At 69.8% G+C, this 14,846-nt stretch carries 13 protein-coding genes, 2 tRNA genes and 1 riboswitch; of the genes, 6 read left to right on the top strand and 9 right to left on the bottom strand.

What is annotated here, in order from left to right:
• The first annotated feature begins 150 nt into the window (after nt 1–150).
• A complete protein-coding gene (gene trmB / locus CW359_RS40515; protein ID WP_232838816.1) occupies nt 151–906 on the top strand; it encodes a tRNA (guanosine(46)-N7)-methyltransferase TrmB in 756 nt (251 codons plus the stop codon).
• Nucleotides 907–942: 36 nt separating this feature from the next.
• The gene (locus CW359_RS40510) at nt 943–2,352 is read left to right on the top strand and encodes a PrsW family intramembrane metalloprotease (RefSeq protein ID WP_105975249.1); all 1,410 of its coding nucleotides are present in this window, start codon (nt 943–945) and stop codon (nt 2,350–2,352) included.
• Nucleotides 2,353–3,106: 754 nt separating this feature from the next.
• Here CW359_RS40510 and CW359_RS40505 read toward each other — a convergent pair.
• The 5 genes from CW359_RS40505 to CW359_RS40485 all read right to left on the bottom strand — a co-directional run bounded on the left by CW359_RS40505 (nt 3,107) and on the right by CW359_RS40485 (nt 8,389).
• Nucleotides 3,107–4,060 (bottom strand): aldo/keto reductase, encoded by a 954-nt coding sequence (locus tag CW359_RS40505; RefSeq protein WP_105975248.1) that lies wholly within the window; start codon nt 4,058–4,060, stop codon nt 3,107–3,109.
• Nucleotides 4,061–4,203: 143 nt separating this feature from the next.
• A complete protein-coding gene (locus tag CW359_RS40500) occupies nt 4,204–5,268 on the bottom strand; it encodes a M23 family metallopeptidase (RefSeq protein WP_105975247.1) in 1,065 nt (354 codons plus the stop codon).
• Nucleotides 5,269–5,279: 11 nt separating this feature from the next.
• Nucleotides 5,280–5,438: riboswitch (cyclic di-AMP (ydaO/yuaA leader) on the bottom strand.
• A gap of 211 nt (nt 5,439–5,649) precedes the next feature.
• Nucleotides 5,650–6,909 carry a PP2C family protein-serine/threonine phosphatase gene (locus tag CW359_RS40495; RefSeq protein ID WP_105975246.1) on the bottom strand — a complete coding sequence of 420 codons (1,260 nt, stop codon included), beginning with the start codon at nt 6,907–6,909 and terminating at the stop codon, nt 5,650–5,652.
• 188 nt (nt 6,910–7,097) lie between these two features.
• Nucleotides 7,098–7,171, bottom strand: a tRNA-Met gene (locus CW359_RS40490).
• Nucleotides 7,172–7,249: 78 nt separating this feature from the next.
• On the bottom strand, nt 7,250–8,389 hold the full coding sequence (locus tag CW359_RS40485) for a dihydrofolate reductase family protein (protein ID WP_105975245.1): 1,140 nt from the start codon (nt 8,387–8,389) through the stop codon (nt 7,250–7,252).
• Nucleotides 8,390–8,478: 89 nt separating this feature from the next.
• Between CW359_RS40485 and CW359_RS40480 the strand changes: the two genes are divergently transcribed.
• The 3 genes from CW359_RS40480 (at nt 8,479) to CW359_RS40470 (ending at nt 10,789) form a co-directional block, all read left to right on the top strand.
• Nucleotides 8,479–9,045 carry a MarR family winged helix-turn-helix transcriptional regulator gene (locus CW359_RS40480; RefSeq protein ID WP_105975244.1) on the top strand — a complete coding sequence of 189 codons (567 nt, stop codon included), beginning with the start codon at nt 8,479–8,481 and terminating at the stop codon, nt 9,043–9,045.
• Nucleotides 9,046–9,178: 133 nt separating this feature from the next.
• Complete coding sequence (locus CW359_RS40475) at nt 9,179–9,829, top strand: GTP cyclohydrolase II (protein WP_105975243.1); 651 nt, start codon at nt 9,179–9,181, stop codon at nt 9,827–9,829.
• 54 nt (nt 9,830–9,883) lie between these two features.
• On the top strand, nt 9,884–10,789 hold the full coding sequence (locus CW359_RS40470; protein ID WP_105975242.1) for a YihY/virulence factor BrkB family protein: 906 nt from the start codon (nt 9,884–9,886) through the stop codon (nt 10,787–10,789).
• Between the two features lie 174 nt (nt 10,790–10,963).
• On the opposite strand, the gene CW359_RS40465 is transcribed toward CW359_RS40470, so the two are convergent.
• Together CW359_RS40465 and CW359_RS40460 are read right to left on the bottom strand one after the other, a co-directional pair.
• On the bottom strand, nt 10,964–11,794 hold the full coding sequence (locus CW359_RS40465; RefSeq protein WP_157968735.1) for a hypothetical protein: 831 nt from the start codon (nt 11,792–11,794) through the stop codon (nt 10,964–10,966).
• Nucleotides 11,795–11,994: 200 nt separating this feature from the next.
• Entirely contained in the window at nt 11,995–12,588 is a 594-nt protein-coding gene (locus CW359_RS40460; RefSeq protein ID WP_105975240.1) for an RNA polymerase sigma factor, read from the bottom strand.
• 208 nt (nt 12,589–12,796) lie between these two features.
• Between CW359_RS40460 and CW359_RS45620 the strand changes: the two genes are divergently transcribed.
• Nucleotides 12,797–12,970, top strand: coding sequence for a hypothetical protein (locus CW359_RS45620; protein WP_157968734.1), 174 nt, complete (start codon nt 12,797–12,799; stop codon nt 12,968–12,970).
• A gap of 138 nt (nt 12,971–13,108) precedes the next feature.
• Here the strand turns inward: CW359_RS45620 and CW359_RS40455 are convergent.
• Nucleotides 13,109–13,181: transfer RNA gene (locus CW359_RS40455), tRNA-Lys, on the bottom strand.
• A 96-nt stretch (nt 13,182–13,277) separates the two neighbouring features.
• Complete coding sequence (locus CW359_RS40450; RefSeq protein ID WP_105975239.1) at nt 13,278–14,825, bottom strand: amino acid permease; 1,548 nt, start codon at nt 14,823–14,825, stop codon at nt 13,278–13,280.
• Between the last annotated feature and the right edge of the window lie 21 nt (nt 14,826–14,846).

Here is a 14,846-nt window from a genome sequence, read left to right as displayed (position 1 = left end):
TCCCATCCCTGGGGGCTGCGCCCCCAGACCCCCCTTCGTCCTCAAACGCCGGACGGGCTGAAAAACCAAGCGCCGGCCGGCACCCCCCAGGGATGGGAACGGGTAGGGGCGGCGGGGGCGAGGAAACCGGGGCGGTAAATTAAGGGCACTGTGTCTGACTCTTCTCGCCCCAAGGGCACCCCCAGGTTTCCCGGTGGGCCGCAGGCCGATCCCGCCGGGTCGCATTTCGAGCGGCGGATCAGGAGCTTTCAGCCGCGGCGGAGCCGGGTCACCGCCGGGCAGGGTGACGCGCTGCGGCGGCTGTGGCCCAAGTGGGGGCTCGACATCGACGGGCACGAACTCCGGCTCGGCGAGCTGTTCGGGGACGACCTGCCCGTCGTACTCGAAATCGGGTTCGGGATGGGCGAGGCCACCGCGCGGATGGCCGCCGACGATCCCGGCGTCAACATTCTCGCCGTCGACGTCCACACCCCCGGCCAGGGCAACCTGCTCAACCTCGCCGACCAGCAGGGTCTGACCAACATCCGCGTCGCCAACGGGGACGCCATCATCCTGCTCCGCGAGATGCTCGGCGCCGACTCCCTCGACGGCCTCCGCGTCTACTTCCCCGACCCCTGGCCGAAGAAGCGGCACCACAAGCGGCGGCTGATCCAGGCCGAGTTCCTCGATCTTGCCGCCGCCCGGCTGCGGCCCGGCGCGCTGGTGCACTGCGCCACGGACTGGGAGCCGTACGCCGAACAGATGCTCGAAGTGCTCGACGCGCACCCGGAGTTCGAGAACACCCTGCCCGGGGGCGGATACGCGCCGCGTCCGGAGTTCCGGCCCCTGACCCGTTTCGAGGGCCAGGGACTGGAGAAGGGACATGTCGTGAACGACCTGCTGTTCCGTCGCGTACAGCACTCGTAGAACATTTGTGGAGCACCCGCCGCTAAGGTCGATGCCGTGGCCACCTTTCCCCCGTACCCGACGCACCCCAGCGGTCCCACCGAGGGACCCGCCGGCGGGGCGCTGCGGCACGCTCACTGGTGGCAGCGGTCGTGGGTGCGTTACGGCGCGCTCATCAGCCTGCTCTCGCTCTCCGGGCTCGTCATCCTCGCCCTCGTCCGTGAACAGACCGGCACCGAGGGGTTCCTGGTCGGGCTCGGGCTCGCCGTGTTCCCCGTGCCGTTGCTCGTGGCCGCGTTCCGTTGGCTGGACCGGGTCGAGCCGGGGCCCTGGCGGAACCTGCTCTTCGCCTTCGCCTGGGGCGCCTGTGCGGCGGCGCTGATAGCGATCGTCGCCAACAGCTTCGCGACGAGATGGATAGCGACGGCCACCGCCGACCCGTCCAGCGCGGACACCCTGGGGGCCACGGTCATAGCGCCCATCGTCGAGGAGTCGGCGAAGGCAGCCGCCGTACTGCTCATCTACCTCTTCCGGCGGCGCGACTTCACCGGGATCGTCGACGGGGTCGTCATCGCCGGGGTGACCGCGACCGGCTTCGCCTTCACCGAGAACATCCTCTACCTCGGCACCGCCTTCGGCACCGACCAGTTGACCGGCGACAGCGGTATCGCGTCCGTCACCGCCGCGACCTTCTTCGTACGCATCGTCATGTCGCCGTTCGCGCACCCCCTGTTCACCGTCCTCACCGGCATCGGCTTCGGCATCTCCGCGCTGTCGGGCGAGCGCCAGCACGTCCGCCGGGTGCTGCTGCCGCTGTCGGGACTGCTGCTCGCGATGAGCATGCACGCCTTCTGGAACGGCTCGTCGTCCTTCGGGGAGTACGGGTTCTTCGCGGTGTACGCCGCCTTCATGGTGCCCGCGTTCGGGCTGCTGACCTGGCTGGTCATCTGGACCCGCCAGCGCGAGCTGCGTACCGTGCGCGCCGAGCTGCCGGCGTACGCGCTGGCCGGCTGGCTGGCCCCCGGCGAGCCCTACGCCCTCGGCTCGATGCGCGCCCGCCGCCTCGCCCGCGAGTACGCCCGCCGCCATCTGGGCAGGCAGGCGGCGCGGGCGGTGGCGCAGTACGAGGCGTACGCCACCTCGCTGGCGTTCCTCCGTCACCGGGGGCGGCTGGGCCGGGCGCGCGCCGACTTCGTGGTCCGGGAGCGGGAGCTGCTGGGCGCCCTGTGGGAGCGCCGGGCGGTGGCCCGCCCGGCCCTGGACCACGCGGCCCGCGCGACGGCCCCGGTTCCGATTCCGGCTCCGCTTCCGCTGCCACTGCCGCCGGCCACCTGGCCGACGTACGGACAGCAGACCTACGCGGCACAGCCGTACGCTCCGCAGCCCTACGTACAGCAGCCGTACGGCCACCAGGGTTATGGCCCGACGACGCCGTACCCGGCGACCTACAACCCGTACCGGTCGTAGGACCACACGCCGGTCCGGCAGCTCGTCTGCCCGCCGCCGGAGGGGGCCTCGGGGCGATGGCGGTGGCGTGGTCGCCGACTCGCCTACGCGTCGACGCCAGCCGCCGCGTCGCGGGGTGCACGCACCACGCCTCGCTCAGGTCCGCTGCTGCTGCGCGTCCCGCCCCTGCCTCGTAGGCGCCTGCACGCGCCACACTCCGCTCACCTGAGCTGATGGGGCGCCGGTGATTCCCCCGCGACCTGGTCCGCCGGACAACCCTTCGTCCCTGTCGTTCGGATCGCGCCTAGACCACAGGGCGTGGCGGGCGGGCGATGCGCCCACGCCCCACAGCCACCGGCACGCACCACGCCCCGCTCACCGGCACGGTTACGGCGATCATGAGTCCCCACGACCCCATCCGCCGGACACCCTTCACCCCTGCCGCCCGACTCACGCCCCCGCCCCGCCACAGCCGCCCGCACGCACCACACCCCGCTCACCAGCACGGATACGGCGCCCATGAGTCCCCGCGACCTCATCCGCCAAGCAACCCTTCGCCCCCGCCGTCCGGATCCCGCCTGAGCCAGGGGCGCGGCCCGCAGCCCACCCCCGTCACGCAGCCGCACCACGCCCCCACCGGCAGGCAAGCACCCCGCAACGCCAAGCCGCCCCAAGCCGCCGCAACCCGCACGGCGCCCCCAGCCGCCAGACGTCACCCGCCCGCCAAGCCCAAGCCCACGCCAACCCAAGCCGCCGGCAGGGCGTCACACGCGCCTCACGCCGAAGCCGCCGTAAGGCCGGCCACCTCGCCCTCCGTCAGTTCCAGTTCCGCGACCGCGAGCAGGGGCGGGAGCTGCTCCGCCGTGCGGGCCGAGGCGATCGGGGCCGCTACCGTCGGCTGGGCGGCCAGCCAGGCCAGGGCCACCGTGGCCACCGCCACCCCGCGCGCCTCGGCGATCTCGTCCAGGGCCGCCAGTACCTTCCTGCCCCGCTCCGTCTCCCCGTGCTTGCCCGCGCCCGCCGCCGCCCGGGCGCCCTCGACCGTCGCGCCGGGCCGGTACTTGCCCGTGAGGAAGCCGGAGGCCAGCGCGAAGTACGGGACGGTGGCCAGGCCCGTACGGGACGCGAGGTCGCGCAGCGGGCCCTCGTAGGTGTCGCGCGAGACCAGGTTGTAGTGGGGCTGGAGGGCGACGTACTTGGCCAGGCCCTCGCGGTCGGAGAACTCCAGCGAGGCCTGGAGCCGCTCGGGCGAGATGTTCGAGGCGGCGATGTACCGGACCTTGCCCGCGGTCACCAGTTCGTCGAGGGCGCCGATGATCTCCTCGACGGGCACCTCGGTCTTGTCGAAGTGGGTGAAGTAGAGGTCGATGTGGTCGGTGTCGAGGCGGCGGAGGGAGGCGTCGGCGGCGGCCTTGATGTTGGCGCCCGACAGGCCGGGGAAGTCGGGGTGCTGGCTGACCTTCGTCGCGACGACGACGTCCTCGCGGTTGCCGCGCGACTTGAGCCACTTGCCGATGATCGTCTCGGACTCGCCGCCCGAGTTGCCCTCGATCCAGGCCGAGTAGGAGTCGGCGGTGTCGAGGAAGTTGCCGCCGGCCGCCGCGTAGGCGTCGAGCACCTCGAAGGACGCCTTCTCGTCGGCGGTCCAGCCGAAGACGTTGCCGCCGAGGGCGAGCGGGAAGACCTCGAGGTCCGATGATCCGAGCTTGCGAAGAGCAGTAGCAGTCATGCTCAACGTCAACAACGACCCCGGACGCACTGATTCCGGCGGTTCACGAACATCGTGTGAACGCCGGAATCAGAGAACGTACGACTTACGGGTTACCGGATGCCCGGGTACCGCTTACGGGTTGCCGGATGCCCGGATACCAGTTACGGGTTGAGGCCCATGCTGCGCAGCCACGCCGCCGGGTCGATGCCCGCCGTGTCGGAGCTGCTGGTGTGGACCTCCATGTGGAGGTGGGCCCCGGTCACGTTGCCCGTGGCGCCGACGCGGCCGATGACGTCGCCCGTGGCGACCTTCTGGCCGACGCTGACGTTGATCGAGGACTGGTGGGCGTACCAGATCTCGGTGCCGTCGTCGAGGGTGAGGATCGTGCGGTAGCCGTACGAGCCGCTCCAGCCCGCCTCGGTGATCGTGCCGGTGTGGACCGCCTTCAGCGGGGTACCGGTGGGAGCAGCGAAGTCGAGGCCGGTGTGGTAGCCGGAGGACCACAGCGAACCGGCCTGGCCGAAGGTCGAGGTGATCGTGTACGAGGAGGTGGGGAGCGTGTACTGGGTGGACAGCTCGGCGAGCCGCGCGGCCTCCTTCTTCGCCGCTGCCTCGTCCGCCGCCTTCTTCTTCGCGGCGGCGGCCTTCTCGGCGGCCTCGCGCTTCACCTTGGCGGCCTCGGCGGCGGCCTTCTTCGCGGCGGCGTCCTGGGCGGCCTGCTGGACCTTGGCCTCGGCCTGGTCCTTCTGCTGCTCGGCCTGGAGGATGATCCGGGCGCGCAGGGCCTCACCCGCGTCGCTCGTGCCCTGCTCGGTCTCCTCGGGGGTGACCCCGACGCTGCTGAGCGCGTTCGGGGAGCCCTGGGGCTCGTCGTCCGAGTCGTCGCTCGTGAAGGGCGAGCCGACGGACGGCAGGTCGGGGATGGAGATGGAGACGGGCGGCTTGCCGGTCTGCGCGGTGGCCATGCCGGCCCCGCCGACGGCGGCTATGACACCGACGCCCAGAACGGTGGAGCTGCGGGCGAGTCCGCCGCCGCGCTGCTTGCCGACGCGGTGCCGGCCGCGAACCGGACGAGTGGTGTCCGCGCTGGGATTCCACTCCTCCCAGGGGCCCTCGTCGGTGCGGCGGCTCGCGAAGCCGAAGGTCGGGATCTTCCCGTCCTCGGTGTCGCTGCCGCGCTGACTCGGCACGAAGGGGGCTTCTGGGGCAGCCGGGTTTGACGCCACGTGGGCGTGCTCCTTTCCTTCCTTCTCGCCTACCGGGTTAGCTGACGGGTTCGGAGCAGGAAGGTCTCCTACGCGCGTATACCCACCGTGCTGCCACGGCGGGCGGACGAGCGATTCACCCCAAGTTGGTGGTTCCCCGGTTCCCTCGCGGGATTCGGCGCATGCGCACGGAGCCGACTCTTGTGACGGCTGGGACAACCGCGCTGCGTTATCGAACGTTAATAGACCTGAGCACCGGATTCCAAGCTGTTCCTGTTGATCGTTAACGCTTTTCCCGAGGACGTTCCGGGTCACCACCGGTGAAAATCGGGCGAGTTGGCCGTGCCCTAAGTGACTACTGAGTTTTGACTGTGTGTCAGATGTTATGCGGAGCGGGATCGTTCACTCACCCTTGGTGACAATTGATGAGAGACGGTGTACGGCGAGCAGCGCCATGTCGTCCGTGGTGCCGCCACCCGAGTGCCGGCGCACCTCGGCCGCGAGGGCGGCGAGAAGGGCCGCCGGGTCACGGAAGACCCGTCCGGTGAGCCGGGCGGCCGGATCGAAGAAGACACCGCGCCCGTCGCGGGCCTCGGACAGCCCGTCGGTGTAGAGGAGCAGGGTCGCGCCTCCGGGAAAGGGGGTCTCCTCGGCCCGGCCGGGCCACCCGCCGAGGCCCCCGATGCCCCCAAGGCCCCCGAGGCCCCCTCCGAGGCACTCTGGGCCCCTTGGATCCCCTGGATCCCCTGGATCCCCTGGATCCCCTGGATCCCCTAGGTCGCCGATGCCGAGCGGCAGCGCGGGTTCGGCCGGGGCGAGGACGCGCAGGGTGCCGTCGGCGGCGAGGAGCAGGGGCGCCGGGTGGCCTCGGTTGACGATGCGTACGATCCCGGCGGTCCGCCCGGTGCCGTCGCCGTGCGGGAGTTCGACGAGCACGGCGGTGGCGAAGCCCTCGCTGATCTCCAGCCCGCCGCGCCGGGCGGCCTCGCGGGCCAGCGCCCGTTCCAGCCGCTGCGCGACCCCCTCCAGGCTCACCTCCTGCTCGGCGGCCTCCCGGAACGCCCCGATGACGACGGCCACGGCGGCCACGGCCCCCATCCCCTTGCCCCGCACGTCACCGAGGACGACCCGCACGCCGTACGGGGTGTCCTGCACGGCGTACAGATCGCCGCCGATGAAGGCACCCTCCTGGGCGGCCTCGTACCGGGCGGCGATCTCGAACCCGCCGATGCGCGCGGCCGGTTCGGGCAGTACGGCGCGCTGCGCGGCCTCGGCGATCTCGCGGGCCGTGGCGAGGCGGCGGTCACCGCGGCGTACGACGCGGTTGATGACGACGGCCAGGACGACGACCGTGGCCACGGTGAACGTCTCGGTGAGCGTGTCGGCGTCCAGGGAGAAACCGAAGCGGGTGTGGACGCCGTACTCGGCGAGGAGCGCGGCGACGCCGGTGACGACCGTGGTGCGCAGCGAGGAGAGGGGGGCGGCGATGAGCGGGGCGGCCGTGAAGAAGGGGACCGCGGTGAAGTCGCGCGGGGTGGCGACGTCGTAGACGACCCCGGTGACGATCAGGAAGGCGGGCAGGACGCGGACGAGGGTCCGCACCCGGGACACCGCGACCGCCTCGGTCTCGGCCTCCGCCTCCGGTTCTCCCGACCGCGCCACTCGTCTCGTCTCCCGCCGGATCACCCGTCCCGTTCCGTACCGTCCGTCCAGGCTTTCGGGCGCGGGTACGGCGGGCGAGCCGGGTGGACCGACCGGGCTAAGGAGAAAAGTGGGGGAAAAGTGGGGCGGGTCCGGAAATGACTCAGGGCCGGAAACCAATTTCTTGGTTTCCGGCCCTGGGCCTTCAGTAGCGGGGACAGGATTTGAACCTGCGACCTCTGGGTTATGAGCCCAGCGAGCTACCGAGCTGCTCCACCCCGCGCCGCTGAACACAACTATACGCCATCTGCGGGATCCCCATCACCACGATTGATCACCCGGTCGATCAGCTGGTTGCGCATCAGCCGGGGAGGTGGGTGTTGGGGGCCTTGGCCCGCTCCTCGTACTCGGGGAGTACGACGACCTCGACGCCGGCGTCCGTGAGCAGGCCGTTCCCGTCGGCCGCGACCACGAAGGTGTCCGGCTCGCGCCAGGCGGTCACCACCCGGCGGACGCCCGCGTCGAGGATCAGCCGGGCGCAGGGCGCGGGGCGGGAGGCTCGGCGGGCGCAGGGTTCGAGGCTGCTGTAGACGGTGGCCGTGGGGAGCCTGGGGTCGGCCGGGTCGAGCTTGGCGAGGGCGGCCTCCTCGGCGTGCACGACGGGGTCGCCGCCCTCCCGGGAGTGCCCGCGCGCCAGCTCCGTACCGTCGGCCGCGACGACGACCGCGCCGACGCTGAAGGCCGTGCGGGAGGGCGGACACAGCTCGGCCAGTTCGCAGGCGAGCGCCAGCCAGTGCCGGTCGGCGGCGACGGGGAGCGGGCCGGTGCCGGGTGCGGTGGGCTCGTACCGCATGAGGACGACGTCCTCGATCCGCCGGGTGCCGGTCAGCCGCAGGCGTCCGCCCTGGTAGGCGCCGGGGCCGAAGAGGCGGGGCGCGGCGGGGTCGCCGACGAGGAGGGGCGCGAGGACGAGCTGGAGTTCGTCAGCGAGGCCCTGCTGGAGGAGCTGGGTGTGGACGGTGCCGCCGCCCTCGACCATGAGGTGCCGTACGCCACGAATGTCGTGCAGATGTTCGAGAAGCGCCCGCCAGTCGAGGGCCCCCGGCCCCAGGGAGACGACATCCGTGTCGGGCCCGAGATCCGTGCGCCGGGCCCGCTCGGCGCCCTGGTCCGTCGTGTATACGAGTTTCCCGCCGCCGGTGTGCCAGAAGTTGGCGGCCGGGTCGAGTTCGCCCGAGCCGCTGACGGTCACCTTGAGCGGGTACTCCGGCTTCCCGGCCGCCACGCGCGCGGCCCGCCGCTCGGGCGAGTTGACCAGGAGGCGGGGGTTGTCGGCGCGGATGGTGCCGGCGCCGATGAGGATCGCGTCGCTGGCCGCCCGTACCTCGTCGACCCGGTCGAAGTCGGCGGGGCTGGAGAGCAGCAGCCGATCGGGGCCGGTGTCGTCCAGGTGGCCGTCGAGGGAGACCGCGGCGGACAACAGGACGTAGGGAAGGGGCATGGGCGCGCTTTCCTCCGGCTCTTCCGGTCCTCCGGTGCCGGTTTTCCCGGCACCTTTGGTTCAAGTTTTAAACAACCTACACTGGTCGCATGACGACCCGCTGGCTCACCCCCGAGGAGCAGCGCGCGTGGCGCGCGTACGTCGCGGCCTCCCTGCTGCTGGAGGACACGCTCGACCGGCAGCTCCAGCAGGACGCCGGGATGCCGCACCTCTATTACACGATCCTGGCGTACCTCTCCGAGACGCCCGAGCGACGGCTGCGGATGACCGATCTCGCCGAGAAGCTGAAGATCACGCGCAGTCGGCTGACGTATGCGGTGGCACGGCTGGAGAAGGACGGTCACGTACGGCGTGAGGCCTGCAAGTGGGACAAGCGGGGCACCGTCGCCGCGCTGACCGACGAGGGCATGGCGGTGCTGGAGCGGACCGCGCCTGGGCATGTCGCCACGGTCCGGGCGACGCTCTTCGACCATCTGACGCCGGAGCAGGTGAGCCAGCTGGAGGAGATCTGCACGGCGGTCGAGCGGGCGTTGCAGGGGGACGGGTCGGAGGCGGCACCGGCGCCGGAGGGCCTGCCATGGCTGCGCCGGTCGTCATCGTCGCCGCCATCGCCACCATCGTCGTCATCGCCGCCGTCGTCGTCGTGCGGGTCGTGAGCCGCACCGGAAATCGATTGCTTTAACTTTGAAGCATGAGGTAGGGTCACTGTTCGAGTGAGGATCTGCTTCAAAACTGAAGCAGATCCGAGGTTTCAGAGGCCAGGACCAAGGACCACCCCGGGAGACCCGCATGCCCGACTTCCCCGCAGCCACCACACGCTCCCGCGTCAAGGTGCCGCTTCGCTTCCACGACGGCTACAGCGTCGACACCGAGTTGGTCACCTTCCACGGCCTGACCGACGGCCTGGAGCACGTGGCGATGGTCCTCGGCGAGCCCGCGCCCGGCACCACCCCGCTGGTCCGGCTGCACTCCGAGTGCCTCACGGGCGACGTCTTCGGCTCGGCCCGCTGCGACTGCGGCCCGCAGCTGCGCGAGGCGGTCGAACGCATAGCCGAGCACGGGGGCGTGCTGCTCTACCTCCGCCAGGAGGGCCGGGGCATCGGCCTCTACAACAAGCTCGACGCGTACGCCCTCCAGGACGAGGGCCTCGACACCTACGCCGCGAACGCCGCCCTGGGCCTGCCCGAGGACGCCCGCGACTACACGGCGGCGGCCCAGATGCTGCGGGCCCTGGGCATCGACTCCCTGGACCTCCTCTCCAACAACCCGGACAAGGCGAACCAGCTCCGCTCGCTGGGCATGGACGTCCACGACCGCGTCCCGACGGGCGTGTTCACGACTCCGGCGAACGTCCGCTACCTCCGCGCGAAGGTCCTGCAGACCCAGCACACGCTGCCGCTGGGGGAGTTGGGCGGCCTGACCGAACTCAGCGTGGGCTGAGCCCAGTTCGAGCCGTACGGGTATGTCCGGCGCCCGGCCGGATACCTGTACGGGATGCGACGAACGCACGAGGAGACGGAAGAGCAGGCGCCTGCCCCTCGCACCACAGCCGTGCCGCCCGGCCACTCCTGGTGGACGGTACTGAAGGGCACGGCAAGGGCGTTCAGGAACGACGAGCTGACCGACCGAGCAGCAGCGCTGACTTACTACGGCATCCTGGCGCTGTTCCCGGCGTTGCTGCTGCTGACCTCCATGCTGGGCCTCATCGGCCCGTCGGCGTCGCAACGGGTGCTGAACAACATCCAGAACCTGGCCCCGGGTTCGGTACGGGACATCCTGCGGGACGCGGTCTCCCAGATGCGGGGCGCCTCCGGGATCGGCTCGGTGATGGCGGCGGTGGGCCTGCTGCTGGCGGTGTGGTCGGCGTCGGGCTACGTCGCCGCGTTCCTCAGAAGCGCCAACGTGGTCTACGCCGTCCCGAAGAGCCGCCCGGCCTGGAAGGCACTGCCCGTCCAGGTGGGCGTGACGGCCGTCATGATGGTGCTGGCGGTGGTCAGCGCGGTGATCGTCGTCTTCACGGGCGGCCTGGCCAGACAGCTCGGCACGGCCCTGGGCGTCTCCGAACGGACGCTGGCGGTCTGGTCGTTCGCGAAGTGGCCGGTGCTGGCGGTGGTGGTGACGGTGATGATCGCGATCCTGTACTGGGCAGCACCCAACGCAAAGGGCAGAGGCTTCCGTTGGATCACCCCGGGCAGCTTCCTGGCCCTCCTGATCTGGCTGACAGCATCGGCGGGCTTCGCGGTGTACCTCGCGAACTTCGCCTCGTACAACCGGACTTACGGGGCTTTCGCGGGCGTGATCATCTTCCTGGTGTGGCTGTGGATCACGAATCTGGCGATTCTGCTGGGGTTGGAGTATGACGCGGAGTTGGCTCGGCAGGGGGGTGCGGCGGCGGGGTGAGACGGGGACAGGGGTACCCCCGCCCCCGCCGACCACTGCCGAGGAGCTGCGGACACGGGTGGAGGCGCCATGCGTGGACCCCACCAGGACAGCCGATGCCAGGGACCGACTCCGGGACAGGGCAACAGATCCCCAGCCCGTGATCCACCGATCACGATCGTTCGAAGAAACCGCCTAGCAATCCGCTGCTACGCAAAGGCTGAACCTCGCGTGCGCCACGACCGTGGTGTAAATTCCGCCATTCTCCTTGGCGGCTGGAATGATCACCGGATCGGCCTGCCAGCGCCCATCGATCCATTCCAACGGGAAAACCTGGCGCTCCGCTTCTCCCAGCCGGAGCATTATTTCGGCGGAAGTGCGGTCGGGGTTCATTTTTCCGACCGACGTGGTGACGAGGAAGACCGTACGGCGGGAGTCCTCGTGAGTTCGGAAACTCTGACTCATGGTCCGCGCGCAGTCCCTCGACCTCGGGTCAGCGAGCACGCACCACACTCGGCTCGCGCCCTGGTATTCGGCGTTCTGGATCTGCAGGGCCGCCGCGTAGGCACCTGCCGGACCTGGGCGTTGGGTCGCCGAGAATTCCAGGACATGGTTCGAGATCGGAATGCGCTCGTAGGGGCGGACCGCGAAACCCGGCGAGTCGCTCGGCGTCGAACCCTCGTGGCGTGCGGTCTTTCCCTGGTGAGTCACCCAGAGAATACTGAGGAGACTGGCTGCGATGGCCATCACGGAAATCAGATGCCGGCGCGGCTTGTACGACTTCTCCGCAGGCGCACTCGTCATCTCCTCGGCCCGGTCGGGGGAGTCCTGGTCGATTACACCCACATTCGACCGGGCCCCAGTGGCGGGAGGCGACCCCGCCGACACCTTCTGCCGGTCGGCCGCCGAACTCCGCCGGGAGGGCAACGCCTGGGTGACCGGCTCTTCCTGAGTTGCCGTCGCAGGATCCTTCACCGTCGCCATCAGGTCGGCCATGAGGTTCACTTCGGCGCGCTTGCGCTCCAACTCCGCCGCCCCCCATGTCCTGACCCCGGACCCGAGCGCCTCCGAGAGCAGCTGATCCCGCCTGCGCCGGGACTCCGCCCGGTCGACCGCGTACCTCTTCTCGGCTGCCCGCACCGCCCTCTCCAGCCGGGAGAACCGCCATCCCCATCGCTTGGCGGAGCCGAGATCGGCGGACGGCCGTGCCGTGTTCCGGGGCGCCATCATCGGACCCCCTTCGTGACCTTCTGCGTCAGGGTCCGCAGCAGCTCGCTGTCGCAGGCCTGGTCGAACTCCTGACGGGCCCGGCGCAGCCGCTGGCGAATGGTGCCCGGCTTCTGTTCGAGCAACTCGGCGATCTGCTTCGAGGTATGTCCCGCGTAGATCATGATCAGCACCTCTTTGTGCTCGGGGGTCAGTCCGTGAATGACCTCCAGGGCGCGAGCGAGCAGGTCGTTGCTGGCCGTCAAATCCTCCGGCGTGGGGGCCGGATCAGGAAGGTCAACGGAGTACACCTGGCCGCTCCGCGACGTCTGCTGGAGCGGAACCATATGAGGGCGGTTCACACGCTTGTACGAGATCAGGGCATTGAGCAGCGCCCGCCGGGCATAACCGCTCGCCGTCACCGGGTCGATGCTGTCCCAGTCGTTCTTTATCCTGGCGAGAATCACGTTCATCTGCCCCTCGCCCTCGAATCCATCGCTGCCGTACGACAGATAGCCTGCATACCGGTACAACGACTCGGCGTATTCGGTGAAGAAGTCGTCCCACGTCGCAATTGGTTTACCTCGCGCTCTTTTACGGGGAACTGGAGTCATGGGCGCGCTGCTCCTTGCCTGACAGTGACCCGATCGACTCCACCCATGACGCGCCCGTACCGCGAAGCGTTACCGGATTGCTCCGCCATCACCCATTCGGGCGAAGATCGGCGGAAGGGGTGGCGTCGGTAACGCGCAGAAAGGCCGCCCCGTCTATGGCGACGGGGACGATCCCCGGCCATGAAGACATGAAGGAAGTGCGGCACTCATGAAGAGGCACGTCCGACGTACGACGCCGTCCTGGTGGCAGGAGTGGGGCATCGCGATGCTCTGCGCGCTTCCGGCTGCCGTGGCGATCGAGCCACTCTGGCACCTGCTGACCTACGCCCTGCACGCATACGGGCTGGTATGGCCATGGGAGTTGTATCTGCCGCTGCACTGATGAGCGACCACAGGTCCCCATCGTCCTGCACACCGGAGACGGAACATCGAGAGCCCTTCGTGATCTTCCTCGGCTCCCGCCACCCCTGAAACACGCATCGACCCCAGGTCGGATAGTCCCTGACCTGGGGTCGAGCCGTAGGCCCTGTGGGACTCGAACCCACAACCAATGGATTAAAAGTCCACTGCTCTGCCAATTGAGCTAAGGGCCCTGGCGATGTTGCTTCCCCGAGCATAGCCGCCCCCGGCCGGGACTCCGATCGGGTATCGGAGTCCGGCAGGGGGAACCTGAGAAAACAGCGCCCCCGTTACGGATCCACCCCCTTGGCCACCCCGTTGCCCACCCCCTTCCGAGCCTCCTCCCGCGCCCGCGTCCGCTCATGCTCGGGATTCAGGAACCAGTGCCGTGCCGATGCCGCCCACCACGCCGCAGCGAAGCCCAGTACCACCAGGACCGCGATCGGGGCGTAGTTGAAGTTCTCCCAGGTGACGGGAGCGAGCTGGGGCAGCATGAACAGGACCGTGATCACCGCTACCCACACCACCGACACCACCCCGATCGCCCGCGACCAGCGGCCCAGGTGCCACGGGCCCCGCTGGAAGGCCTCGCCCTTGCGCAGGCGCAGCAGGGTCGGGATGACGTACGCGATGTAGAGGCCGATCACCGCGATCGACGTCACGGCGGCGTACGCGGTCAGGTTGATCAGGTACGGGAGGCCCAGGAGCAGTGCCCCGAACGCCGCCAGCCAGACCGCCGCCACCGGGGTACGGGTGCGGGGGCTGACCGTGTGCCAGATGTGGGAGAAGGGGAGGGCGCCGTCGCGGGAGAAGGCGTAGATCATGCGGGAGTTGGCCGTGATCGACGCCATGCCGCAGAACAGTTGGGCGCCGATGACCACCAGCAGGAGCAGCTTGCCTCCGGTCGCGCCCACCGCGTCCAGCAGGATCTGCGCCGGCGGTACTCCCGTCGGGGACTCCCGGGCGCCGTCGTACGACTGGATGGCGAAGGTGAAGCCCAGGAGCAGGACGAAGCCCGCGATCCATGACGTCCAGATGGACTGGACGATGCCCTTCGGGCCCGCCGTCGACGCGTCGTGGGTCTCCTCCGTCATGTGGGCGGAGGCGTCGTAGCCCGTGAAGGTGTACTGGGCCATCAGCAGGCCCAGGGCGACCACGTAGACGCTGCTGCCCCAGCCCGTGTGGTTCACGAACTCGGTGAACACGAAGGAGGCGGACTGGTGTTCGTCCGGTACGAAGGTCAGCGCCCCGACGATGACCGCCACACCCACCACGTGCCACCACACGCTGATGCTGTTCAGCAGGCCCACGATGCGGACGCCGAAGGTGTTGAGGAGGCCGTGCAGGACGAGGATGCCGGCGAAGAGCAGGATCGTGCTGCCCGGCGTGACCTCGAAGTCGAACTGGAGGTTCAGGTAGGCGCCCAGGAAGGACGCCGCCCCGAAGTCGATGCCGGCGGTCACGGCCACCTGGCCGAGCACGTTGAACCAGCCCGTGAACCACGCCCAGGCGGCGGCCGAACGGGGTGGTGCCAAGCGGTGGGCCCAGAAGTACAGGCCCGCCGACGTCGGGTAGGCCGAACAGATCTCGGCCATCGCCAGGCCGACGAAGAGCGTCATCAGGCCGACCGCGACCCAGCCCCACGTGATCACGGCCGGGCCGCCCGTGTTCATGCCGAAGAGGTAGAGGGTCAGACAGCCCGACAGGACCGAGATGATCGTGAAGGAGACCGCGTAGTTGGAGAACGCCGACATACGGCGGGCGAGGACCTGGGTGTAACCGAGCTGGGCAAGCCGTTCCTCGTCCGACAGCCCGGTCGTTCTGGCGTCATCTGTCATGCCCCCAGCAATTCCCTGACT

It is taken from the genome of Streptomyces geranii, assembly GCF_002954775.1.
Taxonomy (GTDB): domain Bacteria; phylum Actinomycetota; class Actinomycetes; order Streptomycetales; family Streptomycetaceae; genus Streptomyces; species Streptomyces geranii.
This window is presented reverse-complemented; position numbering and strand designations above follow the sequence as displayed.